The organism is Pseudoalteromonas sp. CO348 (genome assembly GCF_004208845.1).
Classification (GTDB): domain Bacteria; phylum Pseudomonadota; class Gammaproteobacteria; order Enterobacterales; family Alteromonadaceae; genus Pseudoalteromonas; species Pseudoalteromonas maricaloris.
This window is the reverse complement of sequence record NZ_SGPI01000018.1, coordinates 68456-86206: the sequence shown is the minus strand read 5'-3', so window position 1 is coordinate 86206 and position 17751 is coordinate 68456. Positions and strand designations below refer to the sequence as shown.

The 17751-nt window shown below is 42.9% G+C and carries 13 protein-coding genes; 9 read left to right on the top strand and 4 right to left on the bottom strand.

The window, feature by feature from the left end:
• Nucleotides 1-180: 180 nt before the first annotated feature.
• Nucleotides 181-1719 (bottom strand): adenylyltransferase/cytidyltransferase family protein, encoded by a 1539-nt coding sequence (locus EXT48_RS10060; RefSeq protein WP_130164380.1) that lies wholly within the window; start codon nt 1717-1719, stop codon nt 181-183.
• 193 nt (nt 1720-1912) lie between these two features.
• On the opposite strand from EXT48_RS10060, the gene EXT48_RS10055 reads away from it, so the two are divergent.
• Nucleotides 1913-2932 (top strand): tetratricopeptide repeat protein, encoded by a 1020-nt coding sequence (locus EXT48_RS10055; protein WP_240703372.1) that lies wholly within the window; start codon nt 1913-1915, stop codon nt 2930-2932.
• A 301-nt stretch (nt 2933-3233) separates the two neighbouring features.
• Here the strand turns inward: EXT48_RS10055 and EXT48_RS10050 are convergent, their stop codons facing one another.
• Nucleotides 3234-4013, bottom strand: coding sequence for a nucleoside-binding protein (locus EXT48_RS10050; protein ID WP_130164378.1), 780 nt, complete (start codon nt 4011-4013; stop codon nt 3234-3236).
• 73 nt (nt 4014-4086) lie between these two features.
• Nucleotides 4087-5400 (bottom strand): Na+/H+ antiporter NhaC family protein, encoded by a 1314-nt coding sequence (locus EXT48_RS10045; protein WP_010604026.1) that lies wholly within the window; start codon nt 5398-5400, stop codon nt 4087-4089.
• A 435-nt stretch (nt 5401-5835) separates the two neighbouring features.
• On the opposite strand from EXT48_RS10045, the gene dapB reads away from it, so the two are divergent.
• The 8 genes from dapB to EXT48_RS10005 all read left to right on the top strand — a co-directional run bounded on the left by dapB (nt 5836) and on the right by EXT48_RS10005 (nt 17163).
• Entirely contained in the window at nt 5836-6639 is an 804-nt protein-coding gene (gene dapB / locus EXT48_RS10040) for a 4-hydroxy-tetrahydrodipicolinate reductase (RefSeq protein ID WP_010604027.1), read from the top strand.
• 206 nt (nt 6640-6845) lie between these two features.
• Nucleotides 6846-7982 (top strand): glutamine-hydrolyzing carbamoyl-phosphate synthase small subunit, encoded by a 1137-nt coding sequence (gene carA, locus EXT48_RS10035; protein WP_010377970.1) that lies wholly within the window; start codon nt 6846-6848, stop codon nt 7980-7982.
• A 16-nt stretch (nt 7983-7998) separates the two neighbouring features.
• Nucleotides 7999-11217 (top strand): carbamoyl-phosphate synthase large subunit, encoded by a 3219-nt coding sequence (gene carB / locus EXT48_RS10030; protein ID WP_039495519.1) that lies wholly within the window; start codon nt 7999-8001, stop codon nt 11215-11217.
• Between the two features lie 46 nt (nt 11218-11263).
• Entirely contained in the window at nt 11264-11740 is a 477-nt protein-coding gene (greA, locus tag EXT48_RS10025; protein ID WP_010377973.1) for a transcription elongation factor GreA, read from the top strand.
• Between the two features lie 156 nt (nt 11741-11896).
• Nucleotides 11897-12493 (top strand): hypothetical protein, encoded by a 597-nt coding sequence (locus EXT48_RS10020; protein ID WP_130164377.1) that lies wholly within the window; start codon nt 11897-11899, stop codon nt 12491-12493.
• A gap of 359 nt (nt 12494-12852) precedes the next feature.
• Entirely contained in the window at nt 12853-13128 is a 276-nt protein-coding gene (locus EXT48_RS10015) for a hypothetical protein (protein WP_039495521.1), read from the top strand.
• Between the two features lie 252 nt (nt 13129-13380).
• Nucleotides 13381-16179 (top strand): collagenase, encoded by a 2799-nt coding sequence (locus EXT48_RS10010; RefSeq protein ID WP_130164376.1) that lies wholly within the window; start codon nt 13381-13383, stop codon nt 16177-16179.
• A 225-nt stretch (nt 16180-16404) separates the two neighbouring features.
• Nucleotides 16405-17163, top strand: coding sequence for an ABC transporter substrate-binding protein (locus tag EXT48_RS10005; protein ID WP_130164375.1), 759 nt, complete (start codon nt 16405-16407; stop codon nt 17161-17163).
• Nucleotides 17164-17244: 81 nt separating this feature from the next.
• Here EXT48_RS10005 and EXT48_RS10000 read toward each other — a convergent pair whose 3' ends face one another.
• Nucleotides 17245-17685, bottom strand: a complete 441-nt coding sequence (locus EXT48_RS10000; protein WP_017219233.1) for a VOC family protein — start codon at nt 17683-17685, stop codon at nt 17245-17247.
• Nucleotides 17686-17751 lie beyond the last annotated feature (66 nt).

Here is a 17751-nt window from a genome sequence, read left to right as displayed (position 1 = left end):
TCAAGAGCCCGGATATAAGCACGCAATCACACTAATAATGCTAAAAGTGGCTTGTACAATTGGAGGAGTCCATATAAGGTGGTTTACCCGCCGATGGCTTGATTTCCTTTTGATGACAGTGAAGAACGTACATGTACATCAAAACCCGTTTCAACACTCGCTCCCAGCAGATACACAGCGTTAACTCTCATTGAAGTTTTGTATTCTTTCTTTAATTTTAGTGCTAGAAATTCCTTGGGTATAAGAAATATAAACAACCCGAATATTTTGTGGTGCTAAAGCTGCTTCCAACGCTTGCCAGCGGGGCGTGTGTTGCCATTCATCACCGCAGATCACAAGGTTTACACTTTGTTGTGCGATCCAGTGCGCTGCTCGCTCAGTATCGGCCATTGGTGCACCGACTAAAACCGCTTTATCTACGCATGCTAATGCCTTAATAATACTTAAGCGCTCGTCTTGATCCATTATTGGCGGTCGCCCCTTACTTTTTAACGCAAAAGCATCCGGTGCGACCCCAACAACTAAGTAGTCTCCGTGTGATTTCGCTAACGACAAATACGTTAAGTGACCAGGGTGAAGCAGATCAAAAAAACCAAGCGCTAAAACACGGCACGGCTGTTGTGATTTCATCTGCTTTTGTACGAACTGCATAAGATTTTTTAAAAGACCGTCATGAGGTTTGAATTGTAATAGCACCTTAAGCATGGCATGCATTTTTTTGAAGTTGCCTTTTTTCCACTCAGTGTAGAGGTGAGAGTAGGCATAACAGTAATATAAGTAGGAATCTTGCATAATATTCGGGGCGCAGACAATGGTATCAAAATTTGCGTCAGGTATTTTCCAATCCAGCCCATATAATGCTTGTAAGATTTGTTCTGGATACTGGGGATAACAAATTTCTCCAGCAGGTGAGCTGATGCTCACAACTTGAATAGCAGAGAAGCGCGTCACTCTATTCCAAGTAAAAGGTACGTCTTGCATCCATAAACCTGATATGGTGTCTCCAGTGCTTTGCTCTGTGGCATAACCGCAAAGGTCAAGCACTAAGCCTGATTGGTGGCGAAAACATCGAGGGTTTATAAGTCCATAGGATTGCGCTTCTTCCTGCCAGCCAAAATGCTGTAAATGTTCGATTGCGCTTTTCATGTGAGACCAGTCGATACCAATATCAACATCTTTATCATTTTCTAAGAGTTGACCTTCACGCTCTAACCCAAGCAAAGTGCCAGCCGTAGGAAAAGCATAAAATCCCGCCTTTTTTAAGGATGACAATGTTTGTAGTAATAGGTGTAATGCATTTTCAGGAGTTAGTTTAGTTGAGCTCGCGCTTTCATGTATTGGTACTTCGGATGATTGAACTGCTGCAATGTTTGTCAGTGCGTCATGCTGCAAGCGCCATCCTAGCGCTTGATAGAAGGTTTGAGCGGCGAGTGGTAGTTGTCTGTTTTGTTGATAACTGCGAGCGAGAATATAATAGCTATCTGGTACATCTGGGTGTTTATGTAGCAGAGCTTCAAGTTGTTCAATCCATTCACTCCCGGCTTGTCTACGCTGCGCCAATTGTGCGAGATATAAAATGACCTGCTGGGTGGGCTGCTGTTGGTATAGTTGCTGAAATGCTTGCTCTGCTGCTTGATCTTGGCCCGAAGTAAAATACTCGATGGCCTGTGTCATCTTTCTATTAAGTTGTGACTGTTTAATTGCTGTGTCTTTCTGCATCGAGTAAATACCTTGTTGTGCTGCTTTTAGTTTTTGTAGTCACAGAGTCCATATTTTGATGACCCACTTTAATGGATTTGATGTGTTTAATGTGAAGTCGCTAGCGGTTTTATACTTCTGCACGCTCGGGCATTTTGCTAACCGGCGGAAGCTCCACTATGATTACTTTAAATCAGGAAATCGGAGAGCGAAAGTGCTACCAGTTTTAATTATTGTTTCTTCTCTGACAGTACTCGCCCCTGATGAATTGTTTAAGACATTACAGGTTATTCAAGATTTAAACATCTCAAACCCAACACAAGCAACTCGAGTATATGAAGCTGCGTTACCCAAACTTCCAGAACAGCCCTCTAAAGGTATCTATGAGTTACATCGCGCCGGTTTAGAAGCTGCAATTAAAACAAACGATACGATCAGAATTCGTGAAATAGTAGCGCTATTTTCCGACAATACTGAGTGGCTTGCGTATTTGCAGTCCGAAAAGGGGCAAATTGCAAATTACCTCGCGATTTATTATCGCCGGATCGGTAAGCCTGCGCTTGCGCAAAAAAACTATGAATGTGCTCTTAAGTACTCAACTCACGAGCAAAGGCCACTTATCGTTAATAATCTTGCCGTTTTATATCGAACAACAGGGCAGTTAGAAGAAGCAATCAATATTTTAGCGCCGACATTGTCTGAGGTGAAGGATGAGCAACTGGAAGCGGCACTTAACAATAACTTAGCTAATGTTTATTTTGATATGAGTAAATATCAGCATGCTGCGAGACTATATAGGCAAGCTTTCCTCTATCATCAAAAAGCAGAGCAAGCTTACGAAGCGAGCTATACGGGGTTAAATTTATTAAATGTTTATTTGCTTGCCAATCAGTGGAAAAACTTTAGGCGCTATATGAATACAGTGAAAACTCAGCTAAGTGCGGTAGAGGATAAAGAATTATCCATTGTGTTTACTTGGCAGGAGCTGATTTTTCAAAAAAGTAGAAATGGCATACAGCCAAAAGGAGATCAAGTTGAGTTTCTTATTTCGACTTTACCCATATTGCTCCAAAGTGATTACGGCAGTAATATGGAGAAATATGTTTATACATTGCAACTCCCAGAATTGATAGCGTCATATAATACGTTACTGTCTGAGCAGCAAAAAGTGGCCGCCAATGTACCGCCGGATACTTCGCTACCGGAAGTTGCACTATCTTGGTGTAAGCACTAATTCATCACAAAAAACTATTACCACAGCACTACTCTTTATACTTTGAATAGTAGATGTATCAGGTGAGGCTGATAAATAATGAGTACCTTTGACTCAACCATCACAGAGTAATACCAATTTACTTAATTAAGTGGTCTATTTTGAGGCAAAAAAATCTTGTCGATAGCCCGGCAAAAATTTTGCTATTTAGTTGTTCTAAATGATAAATTTTTAACACAGCTAGCGTCAGATTTAATTCCTCAAATTGAACAAGTATTAAGTTAAATTGGTATAACATCAAAGGTCAAAAGCAAGTTTAGAGTTAGAAAGTCCACGCTAGATGTAGCTGGGGAACAGATTCATTGGTATCTGTGCCAAGTTTGTTACGCCAATATTGCCATTCAACCCCTAACATTAACTGATTGTCAGGCATACCTACCGCGTTGCCTAGATCCCATTGTAGAATTGGCTGCGCGAGCAACCAGCCTTTTACGTCATTACCCAACTCGTTTTCTCGCTCGCCAATATATTCTACGTGACCTGTGAGATAGAACTTCTGCTCGCCAATTGTAAAGGGGTAACCCCAAGCGAGATCTATCATCCAGCTATCACTTTCTTTAGGCGCACCGCCATGACTAATACCTTGGCTATCGTCTTGATAAAGTGTGAATGTAGAAGAGAAAAAATTGAACCCATCAAAATTCCAATTTACTTTGACACCAGGTAAGTATTTCATCACCTTAGCGTCTCCGGCTGCATTGAAACCCATGGTTAAGCTAACGTCAGCTATGGCGTCGAAAGAAGACTTAAAGCCTGCAATCTTTGACATCGACAAGCTCGAATACCACTCTCCATAAAAGTCACCGTCTTGGTAACCATCACTAAGGTCATCTTTGCTGTAATCGATAAAGAAGAAATTATCGCCGTAGCGATATCCAGACGCATGTTGTAATGAGTAAACCGTTGCCGTTGCTTCGTTTCTGGTAAACGGGTTTTTGAAATCACCGCGGTTTATATGTAGTTGCGTTGTACTCCAATCAGCAGCATAACCAAATGTGCTAAAAGCGAGTGAGGAGGAAATGATGAGCGTGTTGATTTTCATTTATTAATTCGGATAGCGTTAAAAATGAAAGTATAACAAAAGCGCCCAAAGTTGGGCGCGTAAACCGAATAAATTATGCTTTATTTCTTCTTAGACAGATAACGGTAATGGCGGTGAAAGCCAAAATGAAACAGTAATAAGAAGAGCTAGATACATCCCAAGGGCTGATTTTAAACGTGGCCCCGAGTAACAGTGCTTGTGCACCATAGGGTAAAGAGCCTTGCATAACACACGCGAAAATATCTAATAAGCTTGCCGAGCGCTTAGCTGAGATCTTTCCATCTTCAGCCAGTTTTTTAGCAACAGGGCCTGCAACTATGATACTTACTGTGTTATTTGCGATACACAAGTTACTTGTTAACACTAGTGCAGCAATACCGAGTTGATCAGCTACTTGACGGTGCCATTTCGCGATAATGCTGGTAATTTTTTGGATCTGTTTGGCTAAAAAATCTAGGCCGCCATTGATACGAATAAATTCAGATAAACCACCAATGAACATCGACAGCAAGAAAATCTCCTGCATATCACTAAAGCCTTTATAGATATCGTTTAAGAACGCAGCGCCTTGATAGTCACCGGCAAAACCCATACAGCCAGCAAAAACGATACCACTAAAGAGCACAACAAAAACATTGATACCAATCACCGCCAAGACCAAAATAAATGCGTATGGTAAAACTAATAACCAATCAAACGGCTTGGTTTCTACAACCTGCGGCTCTGGGGTTAAAAACACCAAGAGTAAAACAGTCAGCAGCGCAGCTGGTAGGGCTATTTTTAGATTCTCTCTAAATTTATCTTTCATTTCACAGCCTTGCGTTCGCGTTGCTGCAATTGTGGTATCGGAAATAATAGATAAGTTATCGCCAAACATTGCGCCCGAAACGATGGTACCAGCCATCAGTGCCGGATCAATTCCGGTTTTCATCGCGACGGCAACAGCAATAGGTCCAATTGCACCAATTGTGCCCATGGAGGTTCCCATTGCGGTAGAGACGACAGCAGAAATAAGAAACAAGCCGGGTAATAAAAATGCCGGAGGAATAAGTGATAAACCGGCGTTAACCACAGCGTCCACACCGCCAGTGGCACTTGCAACCGCAGAAAAAGCACCTGCTAATAAATAGATGAGGCACATGGTGATAATATTGCTGTGTCCAGCGCCTTGAATAAAAGTTTCGACACTGCGGTTGATGGTATCTTTATTAAGTAAAAAAGCGAGAACGATGGCTGGTAGAATCGCGACAGGAGCTTTTAATTGATAAAACGCATAGTCAACGCCTTGCGATTGCAAATACAATCCTGCGCCAAGAAAAATCCCTACAAAGGTCAACAGCGGCAATAATGATAGTTTCGCCTTTGTTTGATTGTAATTTGGTTGCATAGCACTCCCCAACAATAAAGCACAGCCAATAACCAGCTGCAAAACCGCACAACACACCTAATACCAATTGTATTAATTCTCCAACCAATTTGAAGGGGGAACTAGCATATTAGCGTCGTTAAAAATTTCTCATTTAGAACAAATGAATCGCAAAATTTTTGCCTAGCTACTAAAGCTATTTCTCCGCTTCAAAATAGCCCATTTACTTAATGCAATTGGCATAAGATGAAAATCTCTCAACTTCAATAGGTGAGCGAGCGCGGCAGTTTATATGTTTAGACGTCTAAAGTCTAATGTTTTATTATTTTCAACTTAACTGACTATGACACACAGATACGGTAAACTCTACTCCCGCAAAAACACACTTCTATTATCCGGTTAGCCATCGTTGCTGCCTTTTGGATAATCAACATCGCAAATAAAAAAGGGTAACGTATGACAAGAATAGGTATTTACGGTGCGAATGGCAGAATGGGGTTAGCATTGATTGAAGCCTGTTATTTGTCGCAACAAGTAGAGCTGGCCAACGCCTTTGTACGAGATAATTCACAATATCTTGATAAAGCAGTTAATCAATTGCAGCCTCAAGCAGACGCAAATATCTGTTTTAGCTCCGAGCAAAGTAAGCTTGAAAATGTTGACGTATTAATAGACTTCACTTTGCCAGAGGGCATGAAGCAGCATTTATCAGCTGCAATTGCCGCTAAAAAACCGATGGTGATCGGTACTACTGGACTGACAGCAAGTGAAATGGCGCTGTTGGTCGAAGCCGCAAAAGATATCCCAATTGTGTTTTCTCGTAACTATAGCGTTGGCATTAACCTGCTACTGAACCTGGTACAAACAGCCGCACAAAAGCTGGCTGACGACATGGATATTGAAATTTTCGAAGCGCACCACCGCAACAAAATCGACGCACCCTCAGGAACTGCACTCGCTATCGGAGAGGCGATTGCAGAAGCAAAAGGCTGGCAACATGATGAGGTTGCGGTTTACGACCGAAGTCAGAGCCACGAAGCGAAATCTCAACAAGAAATCGGTTATTCGGTCCTCAGAGCGGGAGATATAGTAGGTGAACATACGGCTTACTTCTCGACAATGGGGGAAAGGCTTGAATTAACACATAAAGCAGCGTCGAGATTGACCTTTGCGTCAGGTGCTGTAAGGGCTGCGCAGTGGTTAAAAGATAAACCAGCAGGCCTTTATGATATGCAAGATGTGCTAGATTTAAAGAAGTAAGTATAACATTTTGAGGCTTTAAAGCAAAAAAAGAGTTTAATGGCTTATTTTTATAATTTTTGCGATTTGTATTAGACGAAAAGGTATTCATGCTGTAGACTATAACGAATTTGCCAAAATTTTAATAACTGCGTGTTACCAAGCGCTTTGTAGACGGGATGTTGAGCGTTTTGCTTTCGCCCGTTTTTTACTATTAGGAGGTTAACTTGACTAAATCCGCTCTGTTAGTCCTTGAAGACGGCACGGTGTTTCGCGGTACTGCTATCGGTGCTGACGGTATGTCAGTCGGTGAGGTGGTATTCAATACGTCAATGACGGGGTATCAAGAGATCTTAACGGATCCTTCATACGCGGAACAAATCGTTACGCTTACTTACCCACATATCGGCAACACCGGTACTAACAGCGAAGATGAGGAAGCGGACAAGATCTGGGCAAAAGGCCTAGTGATCCGTGACTTACCACTGCTTGCGAGTAATTTCCGTAACGAACAATCATTGAGTGATTACTTGAAAGAACGCAATATCTTAGGGATCGCAGATATTGATACTCGTAAACTAACTCGCATTTTACGTGATAAAGGCGCTCAAAACGGCTGTATCATCGCAGGCGACGAAGTAGACGAGCAAAAAGCGCTAGAAGCGGCGCAAGCATTCCCTGGCTTGAAAGGGATGGATTTAGCAAAAGTAGTAACAACAGAATCTCAGTTTGAATGGCGTGAATCGAGCTGGACTCTAGGCGAGGGCTTTAAAACGCTTTCTGCTGAAGAAGAAAAATTCCATGTTGTTGCGTACGATTTTGGTGTGAAAAAGAACATTCTTAGAATGTTAGTTGATAGAGGCTGTAAGTTAACCGTTGTTCCAGCAGAAACCTCCGCTGCTGACGTACTTGCATTAAACCCTGATGGCATCTTCCTATCAAATGGCCCTGGCGACCCTGAGCCATGTACTTATGCCATTGAAGCAATCAAAGCATTTTTAGAAACAGATACACCTATTTTTGGTATTTGTTTAGGCCATCAGTTATTAGCACTTGCTTCTGGTGCGAAAACAGTAAAAATGAAGTTTGGTCACCATGGTGGTAACCACCCGGTTAAAGACTTAGATCGTGATGTCGTGATGATCACTGCACAAAACCACGGTTTTGCTGCTGACGAAGCAACGCTTCCTGATACGCTACGTGCAACGCACAAGTCACTGTTCGATGGCACACTGCAAGGTATTCACCGTACTGATAAGCCAGCGTTTAGCTTCCAAGGTCACCCTGAAGCAAGTCCTGGTCCACATGATGCGGCACCGCTATTCGACCATTTCATTGAATTAATGCAATCTCGCAACGCTTAATTAGACCGGAGTAATAATGCCAAAACGTACCGACATAAAAAGCATTCTGATTTTGGGCGCAGGCCCAATCGTTATCGGCCAAGCATGTGAATTCGATTACTCTGGTGCTCAGGCCTGTAAAGCGCTTAGAGAAGAAGGCTATAGAGTTATTCTTGTAAACTCTAACCCTGCGACTATCATGACTGACCCTGAAATGGCGGATGCAACTTACATCGAGCCTATTCACTGGGAAGTGGTAGAAAAGATCATCGAAAAAGAAAAGCCTGATGCGGTGCTGCCGACTATGGGTGGCCAAACAGCTCTTAACTGTGCGCTAGACCTAGATAAGCACGGTGTGCTTGCTAAACATGGCGTTGAGCTAATTGGTGCGACTGCAGATGCAATCGATAAAGCAGAAAACCGTGAGCGTTTTGACGCGGCGATGAAAAATATCGGCTTAGAATGTCCTCGTGCTGAAATTGCACACTCAATGGATGAAGCGCACGATATCTTAACTCGCATCGGGTTCCCATGTATTATTCGTCCTTCATTCACGATGGGCGGCACCGGTGGTGGTGTTGCGTATAACATGGAAGAGTTTGACGAGATCTGTACTCGTGGTCTTGACCTGTCACCAACAAATGAGCTGCTTATCGATGAAAGCCTATTAGGCTGGAAAGAATATGAGATGGAAGTGGTTCGTGACAAAAACGACAACTGTATCATCGTATGTTCAATCGAAAACTTCGATCCAATGGGCGTACACACTGGTGACTCAATCACAGTTGCACCAGCACAAACGCTAACTGATAAAGAATATCAAATCATGCGTAACGCCTCGATGGCGGTACTTCGTGAAATTGGTGTTGAAACGGGTGGTTCAAACGTTCAGTTTGGTGTAAATCCTGTTGATGGCCGTATGGTTATCATCGAGATGAACCCGCGTGTATCGCGCTCTTCTGCGCTTGCGTCAAAAGCAACGGGATTCCCGATCGCTAAAATCGCAGCCAAGCTTGCCGTAGGTTATACGCTTGATGAGCTTCAAAATGACATCACAGGTGGTGCAACTCCAGCATCATTTGAGCCGTCAATCGACTACGTAGTGACTAAGATCCCTCGTTTTAACTTCGAAAAATTCGCAGGTTCAAACGACCGTCTAACTACGCAAATGAAGTCGGTTGGTGAGGTAATGGCAATTGGTCGTAACCAACAAGAATCATTACAAAAAGCACTACGAGGCCTAGAAGTGGGTGCTACGGGTCTGAACCCAATCGTTGCACTAGACGCGCCAAACGCAAAAGAAACGATCATCCGTGAATTACGCGAGCCAGGTGCTGAGCGTATTTGGTACATTGCTGATGCGATGCGTCACGGTATGTCTGTTGAAGAGGTATTTGAACTCACTAAAGTTGACCCTTGGTACCTAGTGCAAATCGAAGACATCTTAAAAGATGAAGCGACAATCGCTGAAGTGGGCATGGCAGGTCTAAACAAAGACTTCCTGCGCCGCTTGAAGCGTAAAGGTTTCTCAGATGCTCGCATTGCCGAAATCGCAGGCGTATCAGAAAAAGAAATTCGCAAGAAGCGTCACCAGCTTGAAATTCTGCCTGTTTACAAGCGCGTAGACACATGTGCTGCAGAATTTAGCTCAGACACAGCTTACATGTACTCAACGTATGATGAAGAATGTGAAGCGAATCCTTCTGACAAAGACAAAATCATGGTTATCGGTGGCGGTCCTAACCGTATCGGTCAAGGTATCGAATTCGATTACTGCTGTGTACACGCAGCCCTTGCTATGCGTGAAGATGGCTATGAAACTATCATGGTTAACTGTAACCCAGAGACGGTTTCAACAGACTACGATACGTCTGATCGCTTATTCTTCGAGCCAATTACACTGGAAGACGTGCTAGAAATTGTCCGTGTTGAAAAGCCAAAAGGCGTGATCGTTCAGTATGGTGGTCAAACTCCACTTAAACTGGCACGAGATCTTGAAGCGAATGGTGTGCCAGTGATTGGTACTTCTCCTGATGCTATCGACCGCGCAGAAGACCGTGAGCGCTTCCAACAGCTTGTAGAGCGTCTAAACCTACTACAACCAGAAAATGCAACGGTAACCTCACTAGAAGAAGCGGTTGCTAAATCACAAGAAATTGGCTTCCCATTGGTTGTTCGTCCATCATACGTACTTGGTGGTCGTGCAATGGAAATCGTGTACGATGAAGACGACTTACGTCGCTACATGACAGAAGCGGTGTCTGTTTCTAATGAAGCACCAGTACTACTTGACCGTTTCTTAGATGATGCAATTGAAGTAGATGTTGATGCTATCTGTGACGGTGAGAACGTGATCATTGGCGGTATTATGGAGCACATCGAGCAAGCAGGTGTTCACTCGGGTGACTCGGCCTGTTCATTGCCTGCACACACGCTGCCGCAAGATATTCAAGACGTGATGCGTAAGCAGGTCCGTGATATGGCGCTGGAGCTAGGTGTTGTTGGCCTGATGAATACCCAGTTCGCGGTGAAAGACGGTCAAGTTTACTTGATTGAAGTTAACCCGCGTGCTGCTCGTACAGTACCATTTGTTTCAAAAGCAACAGGCGTTGCACTTGCAAAGGTTGCTGCACGTTGTATGGTTGGCCAGTCTCTTGAAAGCCAAGGTGTAACGAAGGAAGTTATCCCTCCATATTACAGTGTAAAAGAAGTGGTATTGCCATTCGCTAAGTTCCCAGGTGTTGACCCAATGCGTGGTCCAGAGATGCGCTCGACGGGTGAAGTAATGGGTGTTGGTGAAAACTTCGCCGAAGCATTCGCAAAAGCCCAATTAGGTGCATCAAACACTTTACCACGTGGCGGCCGCGCGCTACTATCTGTGCGCAATGGTGATAAGGCACGCGTAGTTGAACTAGCTAAGACAATGAAAGCAATTGGTTTTGAGTTAGATGCAACGAATGGTACGGCGAAAGCGCTTGAAGAAGCGGGTATTGAAGTACGTCGCGTAAACAAAGTATTCGAAGGCCGTCCTCATATTCTTGACCGTATCAAGAATGGTGAGTACAGCTATATCGTTAATACTACCGAAGGTCGCCAAGCTATTGAGGACTCGAAGGTGTTACGTCGTGGTGCACTTCAGCATAAGACTAACTACACCACTACGCTAAATGCAGCGTTTGCAAACTGTACAGCGAATGAAGCTGACGACAGAAGTTCTGTAAACTCTGTTCAAGAACTACACCAGCGTTTGAACTAAAAAGAACAAGGCCAGAGCGTCAGCTCTGGCAATGAGTGAGATACTTATGCAATCAATTCCGATGACAGTACGAGGCGAAGAATTGCTTCGTGATGAACTGAATCATTTAAAAAAAGTTGTTCGCCCGAAAATCGTTGCAGATATTGCAGAAGCGCGTGAACACGGTGATTTGAAAGAAAATGCTGAGTACCATGCTGCACGTGAGCAGCAAGGTTTTTGTGAAGGCCGAATTCAAGAAATTGAAGCTAAGCTTTCGACAGCACAAATCATCGACGTGACTAAAATGCAGAACAACGGCAAGGTTATTTTTGGTAGTACTGTGACTATTGTGAATGTAGATACAGACAAAGAAGTAACTTATCGTATCGTTGGTGACGACGAGGCCGATCTTAAGAACAACTTGATTTCTGTTAATTCACCGATTGCACGTGGATTAATCGGTAAAGAACTAGATGATACAGTGAATATTCAAACACCAAATGGTGCTGTTGAATATGAAATCATTGAAGTTGAATACAAGTAATCCTTTCTTTTAAAGCCCGCATCCGCGGGCTTTTTACTATAACAATCATTTCTACTTTTGCTGCTGTAATGCCGTGTAATTGCCATTTCTCTATATTCTTATAGCTTTGTGTTATGCCTGTATATTTTTTGGTACAAACATTTTTAGGAGAAAAGGATGTCATTTGAAGTCGAGCAATTCAAAACAGAAGGGTTTGAATTGTTTATATCGAGTTGGAAATCTAAGTTGGCAGGCGCTGGCGCGCGGGACCTCTCCCTGAATCAACATTGTTTTTGGCGTACCATGCGTAGTCGCTGTGCGATTGACCTTAGTAAGCAGAGTGAGCTTTTGCAAGGGGTGAGCTTAGCGAGATACGATACCTACCTTATTCTTACTGCTTTGTTGTATACCAACAGTTTATACGCAAGCTCTGATTTAATCATTGGCTATAACCTGTCAGGCCACTTTTTCACCAGTGAAAGCTCAGAAGCTCGACACAGTTTTTCTCGTGAGTTACTTGATTCGCTCAAGCTTACTCAGCCCTTGTTCTTGGTTGATGAGTATTTTGAAAATTTTGAGTTCAATACGATTGCTTATGACAAGCTCAATGAGGCGAATCCCGTTTGGCACGATATAAGCAGCGAATTAGGCACTTTACCCAGTTTAGTAAATACCACCCGCTCAGAGCACCAGCTGTCCTTGAACCTATTACACTTTGTACCGAAGCTTTTCTCTGGTAAGCAGCTTGCCGAGCAACTAAATTATTTAACCTGAGCTTCGAATAATTAATGCCTTTCTAGCAGCTAGTTTTAGCGCTAACTGCGTTGAATTCACTGCCAATAGCCAGCTATTGGTGCGTAAATTCGCCTGGTTATCCCTAAAACTGTCTGGCTAGATAAGGGGATAATTTAATGTGCTATTAAAAACAATGAGTTGGCTCATTCCTTATCCAAACCTCAGGTTATTTAGCTGAGATAGAGTAGGGGTCATACACATCTGACATAGTTTGAAACGAATTTGATTTAGACTTTTAGTGCGAGCTTGTTACACTCGGATTGTTCCCAAAACCAATCAGGCACCGGTTCATAAATGATATGTTAGTATGAGCCGGTATCTTTATCAGGAGAATAACCATGAGTTTATTAAAAAGCGCATTGTTTAAGACGTTGAAAAATAAGTCTACTCAGCAAGTCGCTTCAGTGGTATTGGATAAGGCTATGAAGCAGGGAAAAGAATACCTAGATTCAAGAAACACCAGCAGTGGTAACGATACAGATGAGTTGCTGTTAGGGCTACAGCATTTATTAGCACAAAAACCAAATGACGGTGTTTATTCAATCACGCTATCCACTTATCGAGTGAGAGTAAAAATCACTTCTGGCGCCATTTCCCATATTGATAAGATCTAATCTATTCCACTCACTATAAATTTTTATTCCTTCTTTTCGTCAATTGGTTGGACTTTTAATCATAAAGATCAACCAATTGGATGAATTTATAACCAACGACCTTCCCCCTTGGATACCCGCTTTTAAGATTATGGTGGCTTTTCCGTCGAGCCACTATTCCATAAAGTTATATAAAATATATTGTATACATTGTAATTTTAGTGTTAAAAACCTATAACCCAATCGGGTTTGGATACACAACAGGAAAGGTAAATGATGAAAATTACAAAACTCACTTTGGCGTTATCTGCGCTTACAGCGATAAATTCAGCCAACGCACATCAAGAATCACAGCGACTCTTTAAGCCGCTCGATGCATCGGTTCAAGTGGAAACGAACATTTCCCATGGCCATGAGCACAAAAATTTGCATGATAGAGCACCCGTTGCACATACACCAACTAGGAGCATGCCGCTGTTATCTGCTAAACACACGCCATTATTGCAAGCGATGGCAGTAAGCCAAAGTGAAGCGATTGCTGCATGTGATTTAAATAGCTTAGCAAGTGCGAGCAGTAGCCAAATTGTTACTGAAATAAAGCAACAGGGTACGAGCTGTATCAATGCTTTGTTCTCCGCTGACAGCAGCATCCAAACACAAGTATTCACTTCAGATAAAATGTACGCTGCGGCGCAAAATGCCAAATCGCTTTCGCAAAGCTATTCAGGCAACGGCAGTGCCGACCTCGAAGCGCTTTATTTATTTATTCGCGCTGGCTTTTATGTTGAGTTTTACAATGACCAGGTGACTTTTGCTACTTGGGTTAAGCCTGCGGTGAAAGATGCGTTGGATGCTTTTGTTAGTAATAGCCATTTCTACGACGACAATGATGCTCATGGTAAAGTACTCGGTGAGGCTATTACTACAATGGACTCATCGGAACTACAGGGGCACTATCTGCCAGTTGTAAAAGCATGGCTATCTAAATGGAATGAAAGTTACGCTCAAAAGTGGAATATGCGCAGTGCGGTAAACGGCATTTTCACTATCTTATATCGAGGTCAGTGGAATGATAACTTTGTCGCTTTGGTTAAAAACGATCAACAATTGGTGAGTTTACTAGGGAGCTTCACCGCACAAACTTGGATGGTAAATTCAGACTCTGAATATCTAATCATCAATGCTGCGAGCGAATTGGCTCGACTTAAATTATACAATGGTGCAGCTATTCAAGAGTCAGTCGACACGCAATTAACCGCTTTATTCTCGCGTTATAACAGTTATGGTTTTGGCGATGGTGTCTGGTTAGCTGCGGCTGATGTCGCGACCTATTATGCTGATTGTGGCCAGTTTGGTATTTGTAATTTTGATAAAGAACTTGAGAGCAAAGTACTTTCTCAACAACATAGTTGTAGCGATACAATAAAGATTAGAGCACAAGCACTCACCGCTCAGCAATTGACTTCAGCGTGTCAAACCATGGAAGCGGAAGAAGGGCGATTCCACACTATGCTGGAAACAGGCCGCTTACCGGTTGCCGATGATAACAATGATTTTCTGCAAGTGAATATCTTTAATAGCAGTGCAGACTATAAAAAATATGCCAAAGCCATTTTTAAAATCAGCACCGACAACGGTGGTATGTATTTAGAGGGTAATCCTAGCGATGTGAATAACGTTGCTAATTTTGTTGCATACGAGGCCAGTTATGCAAAGCCGGATCATTACATCTGGAACTTAGAGCATGAATACGTACATTATCTTGATGGGCGTTTTGATCTTTATGGTGACTTTAATGCTCCGACTAAGCCTATCGTTTGGTGGAGTGAAGGGGTGGCTGAGTACATTGCAAACCTCAATGATAATCAAGCCGCAATAGATACAATCAAAGATGGCTCAGTATATACGCTAGCCGAAATATTCAGTACGACGTATGACGGTTTTGACCAAGATAGAATTTACCGTTGGGGTTATTTAGGGGTGAGATTCCTGTATGAAAAACACTTTGATGAAGTGCTCGCAATGCGACAGGAAACGCGACAAGCAAATTGGAATGCGTACCAAGCCCGTATGGACCGCCTCGCATCACAGTATCAATCAGAGTTTGTTCAATGGTGCAACGAGCTTGCTGCTGGTGGTCAGAATAACGCACCTACTTCAGAGGTTAATGGGCCATACTCCGGTGATGTTAATCAAGCGATACTATTTTCAAGCCAAGGTAGTGTCGACCCTGATGGTGATGTACTCACTTATCTGTGGCGTTTTGGTGATGGTAGCCAAAGTAATGAAGCCAACCCCACGCACAGTTATGTGCAAGCAGGCGAGTATCAAATTAGCTTAACAGTGAGCGATCCTAGCGGTTTGAATCACACTAGTAATACAGTGGCTACTGTAAGCGCAACGACTTCAAACAAACTACAGTCTGGCGTACCTGTCACGGTTGCGGGCGAGCAAGGTGAACAAGTTGCATTTTCAATCGATGTCGCTGCTGGAACTGATAAATTAGTCATCAGCACGTCTGGAGGTACAGGTGATGCCGATCTTTACGTTAAGTTAGGCTCGGCGCCAACGTTCAGCGAATATGATTGCAGACCATACCAATCCGGTAACGAAGAGGTATGTGAAATCACTACACCTACCGCTGGCACCTATTACATTATGCTGCATGGTTATAATCGCTTTGAAAATGTGCAGTTGTTAGGAGAAATCGTAACAAATTCAACAATAGAGGACGTATGTCAGTCGCAGGGTAGTGTCTCTAATGGTAGATTAGCAGCGGATGAAACAATTTGCCTTGGAAGCCAAGAGCCTATGTGGTTTAGCCTTGAGAATGTAAGTGGTCAACAATCGGTGGTGATCAAAACAGCTCATGGTAGTGGTGATCTTGGGCTTGAATACAGCAATGCAGGATGGCCAAATGGCACTAATGTGGATGCAAGCTCGTTCAATCAAGGTAACCAAGAGTGCATTGAGATAAGTGCGCAATCTGAATATTGGGGATACTTGAAAGTGTCAGGCGCACCAACGGGGGCAGCGCTGAAAGTGTCTTATAACAAAGATGGTTGTCAGTAATTGCCTAATACTAAGGCAGACATAATGAAAGTAATAAAACGGGTGATAGAGATCACAGTTATTACTTGTTCATAATTTGTTTTTGTTATATTTTTGTAAAGTAAGGGGCCTTTGGTCCCTTTGTTCATTTAAAAACATGCAAAAGGAATTAACGGATGTGCCGAGAAGGAGCTAGGCTGTATTTTTAAACTGTATTAAAAGTTTAGGTTAGACACGAGGCACTCAGTGTTAAAAAAGTACTTTATTGCCATTGCCATTTCCATTTGGTTAATGGTGGCCTTTTCAGTGACAGCCGCTGAAACCCAAATTCTTTACGTATATCATCATAAGCCGCCCTATATTATTGATCTAGAAGCGCAAAAAGGTCTTTATTTTGATTTAGCAAAACTGATTAATGCCGTGCAAAAAGAGCTGCAGGTCGAAGTACGTTTCGTACCACGTAAACGCTTAGATAAGCAGCTCGAACAGCAAACGCTCAAAGGTTTTATTTTGGGTGTAAACCCGGCTTGGTTTGATGACCGCAAAAAACAAAAGTATTTGTGGAGCGGCCCGTTAATGTATGACACGGACGAATTCGTCTCGCATGTAGAGCAACCGTTTGAGTATTATCACCCTAGCTCATTGTACGGTAATCAAGTTGGTGCCATTGCAGGGTACTACTATCGCCACTTGGATCAAGGAGTGGAGCAAGCCAATATCCAGCGAGTGAACGTAAATTCCGAAGAAGCACTATTGGAGATGATCCTCAAAAGGCGGGTGAGTATTGCCATTGTCAGTCGCTCTACGACAGAATATCTTGTTGCTAAAAATGGTTGGAAGCGAGTGTTTCACTTTTCTCAAAATCCCCATGAAACCTATTTTAGAGCAATATTGGCGCCTAAAAATTCAGCATCGGATTTTGAGGCGCTACAACGGGTGTTAGATTCCAAGCCTTTCAAAAAGCAATTGGTGAAATTGCTTAAAAGCTACCATCTTGCTTATTAAAGTAAGGGGAAAAGGAGCGGTAGTTATTCTGATTCCAGGTTAGATACATCGCTCCGGTGCTTTAGTGATTATCAGCAATTATTACCAACTACCCGTGTTTTCCATTGACTGCCAAGGCTCAGCTGGAGGCAACGCATCACCTTGTTGGAGTAACTCGATAGAAATGCCATCTGGAGACTTAACAAATGCCATGTGACCACAGCGGGGTGGTCGGTTGATCACCACACCTGCATCTTGCAGCTTTTGGCAAAGTGCATAAATGTTTTCTACGGCAAAGGCCAAGTGGCCAAAATTACGACCACCGCTATATTCTTCCGGATCCCAGTTATAGGTAAGTTCGATAGTAGGAGAAAAGCTTTGCTGCGCCTGCTCAACTTGATCAGGGGCGGCGAGATAAATTAAACTAAAGCGGCCTTGTTCACTGTCATAACGTTTCACTTCAACGAGACCTAAGAGGTCGCAATAAAACTTCATTGATTCGTCAAGATCACGTACACGTACCATGGTATGTAAGTATTTCATTATGTATTCCGTTTAGACTCTAGTCAGCAAATTTTAAAGTGTTACACATCAGATTGAAAGGTCAAC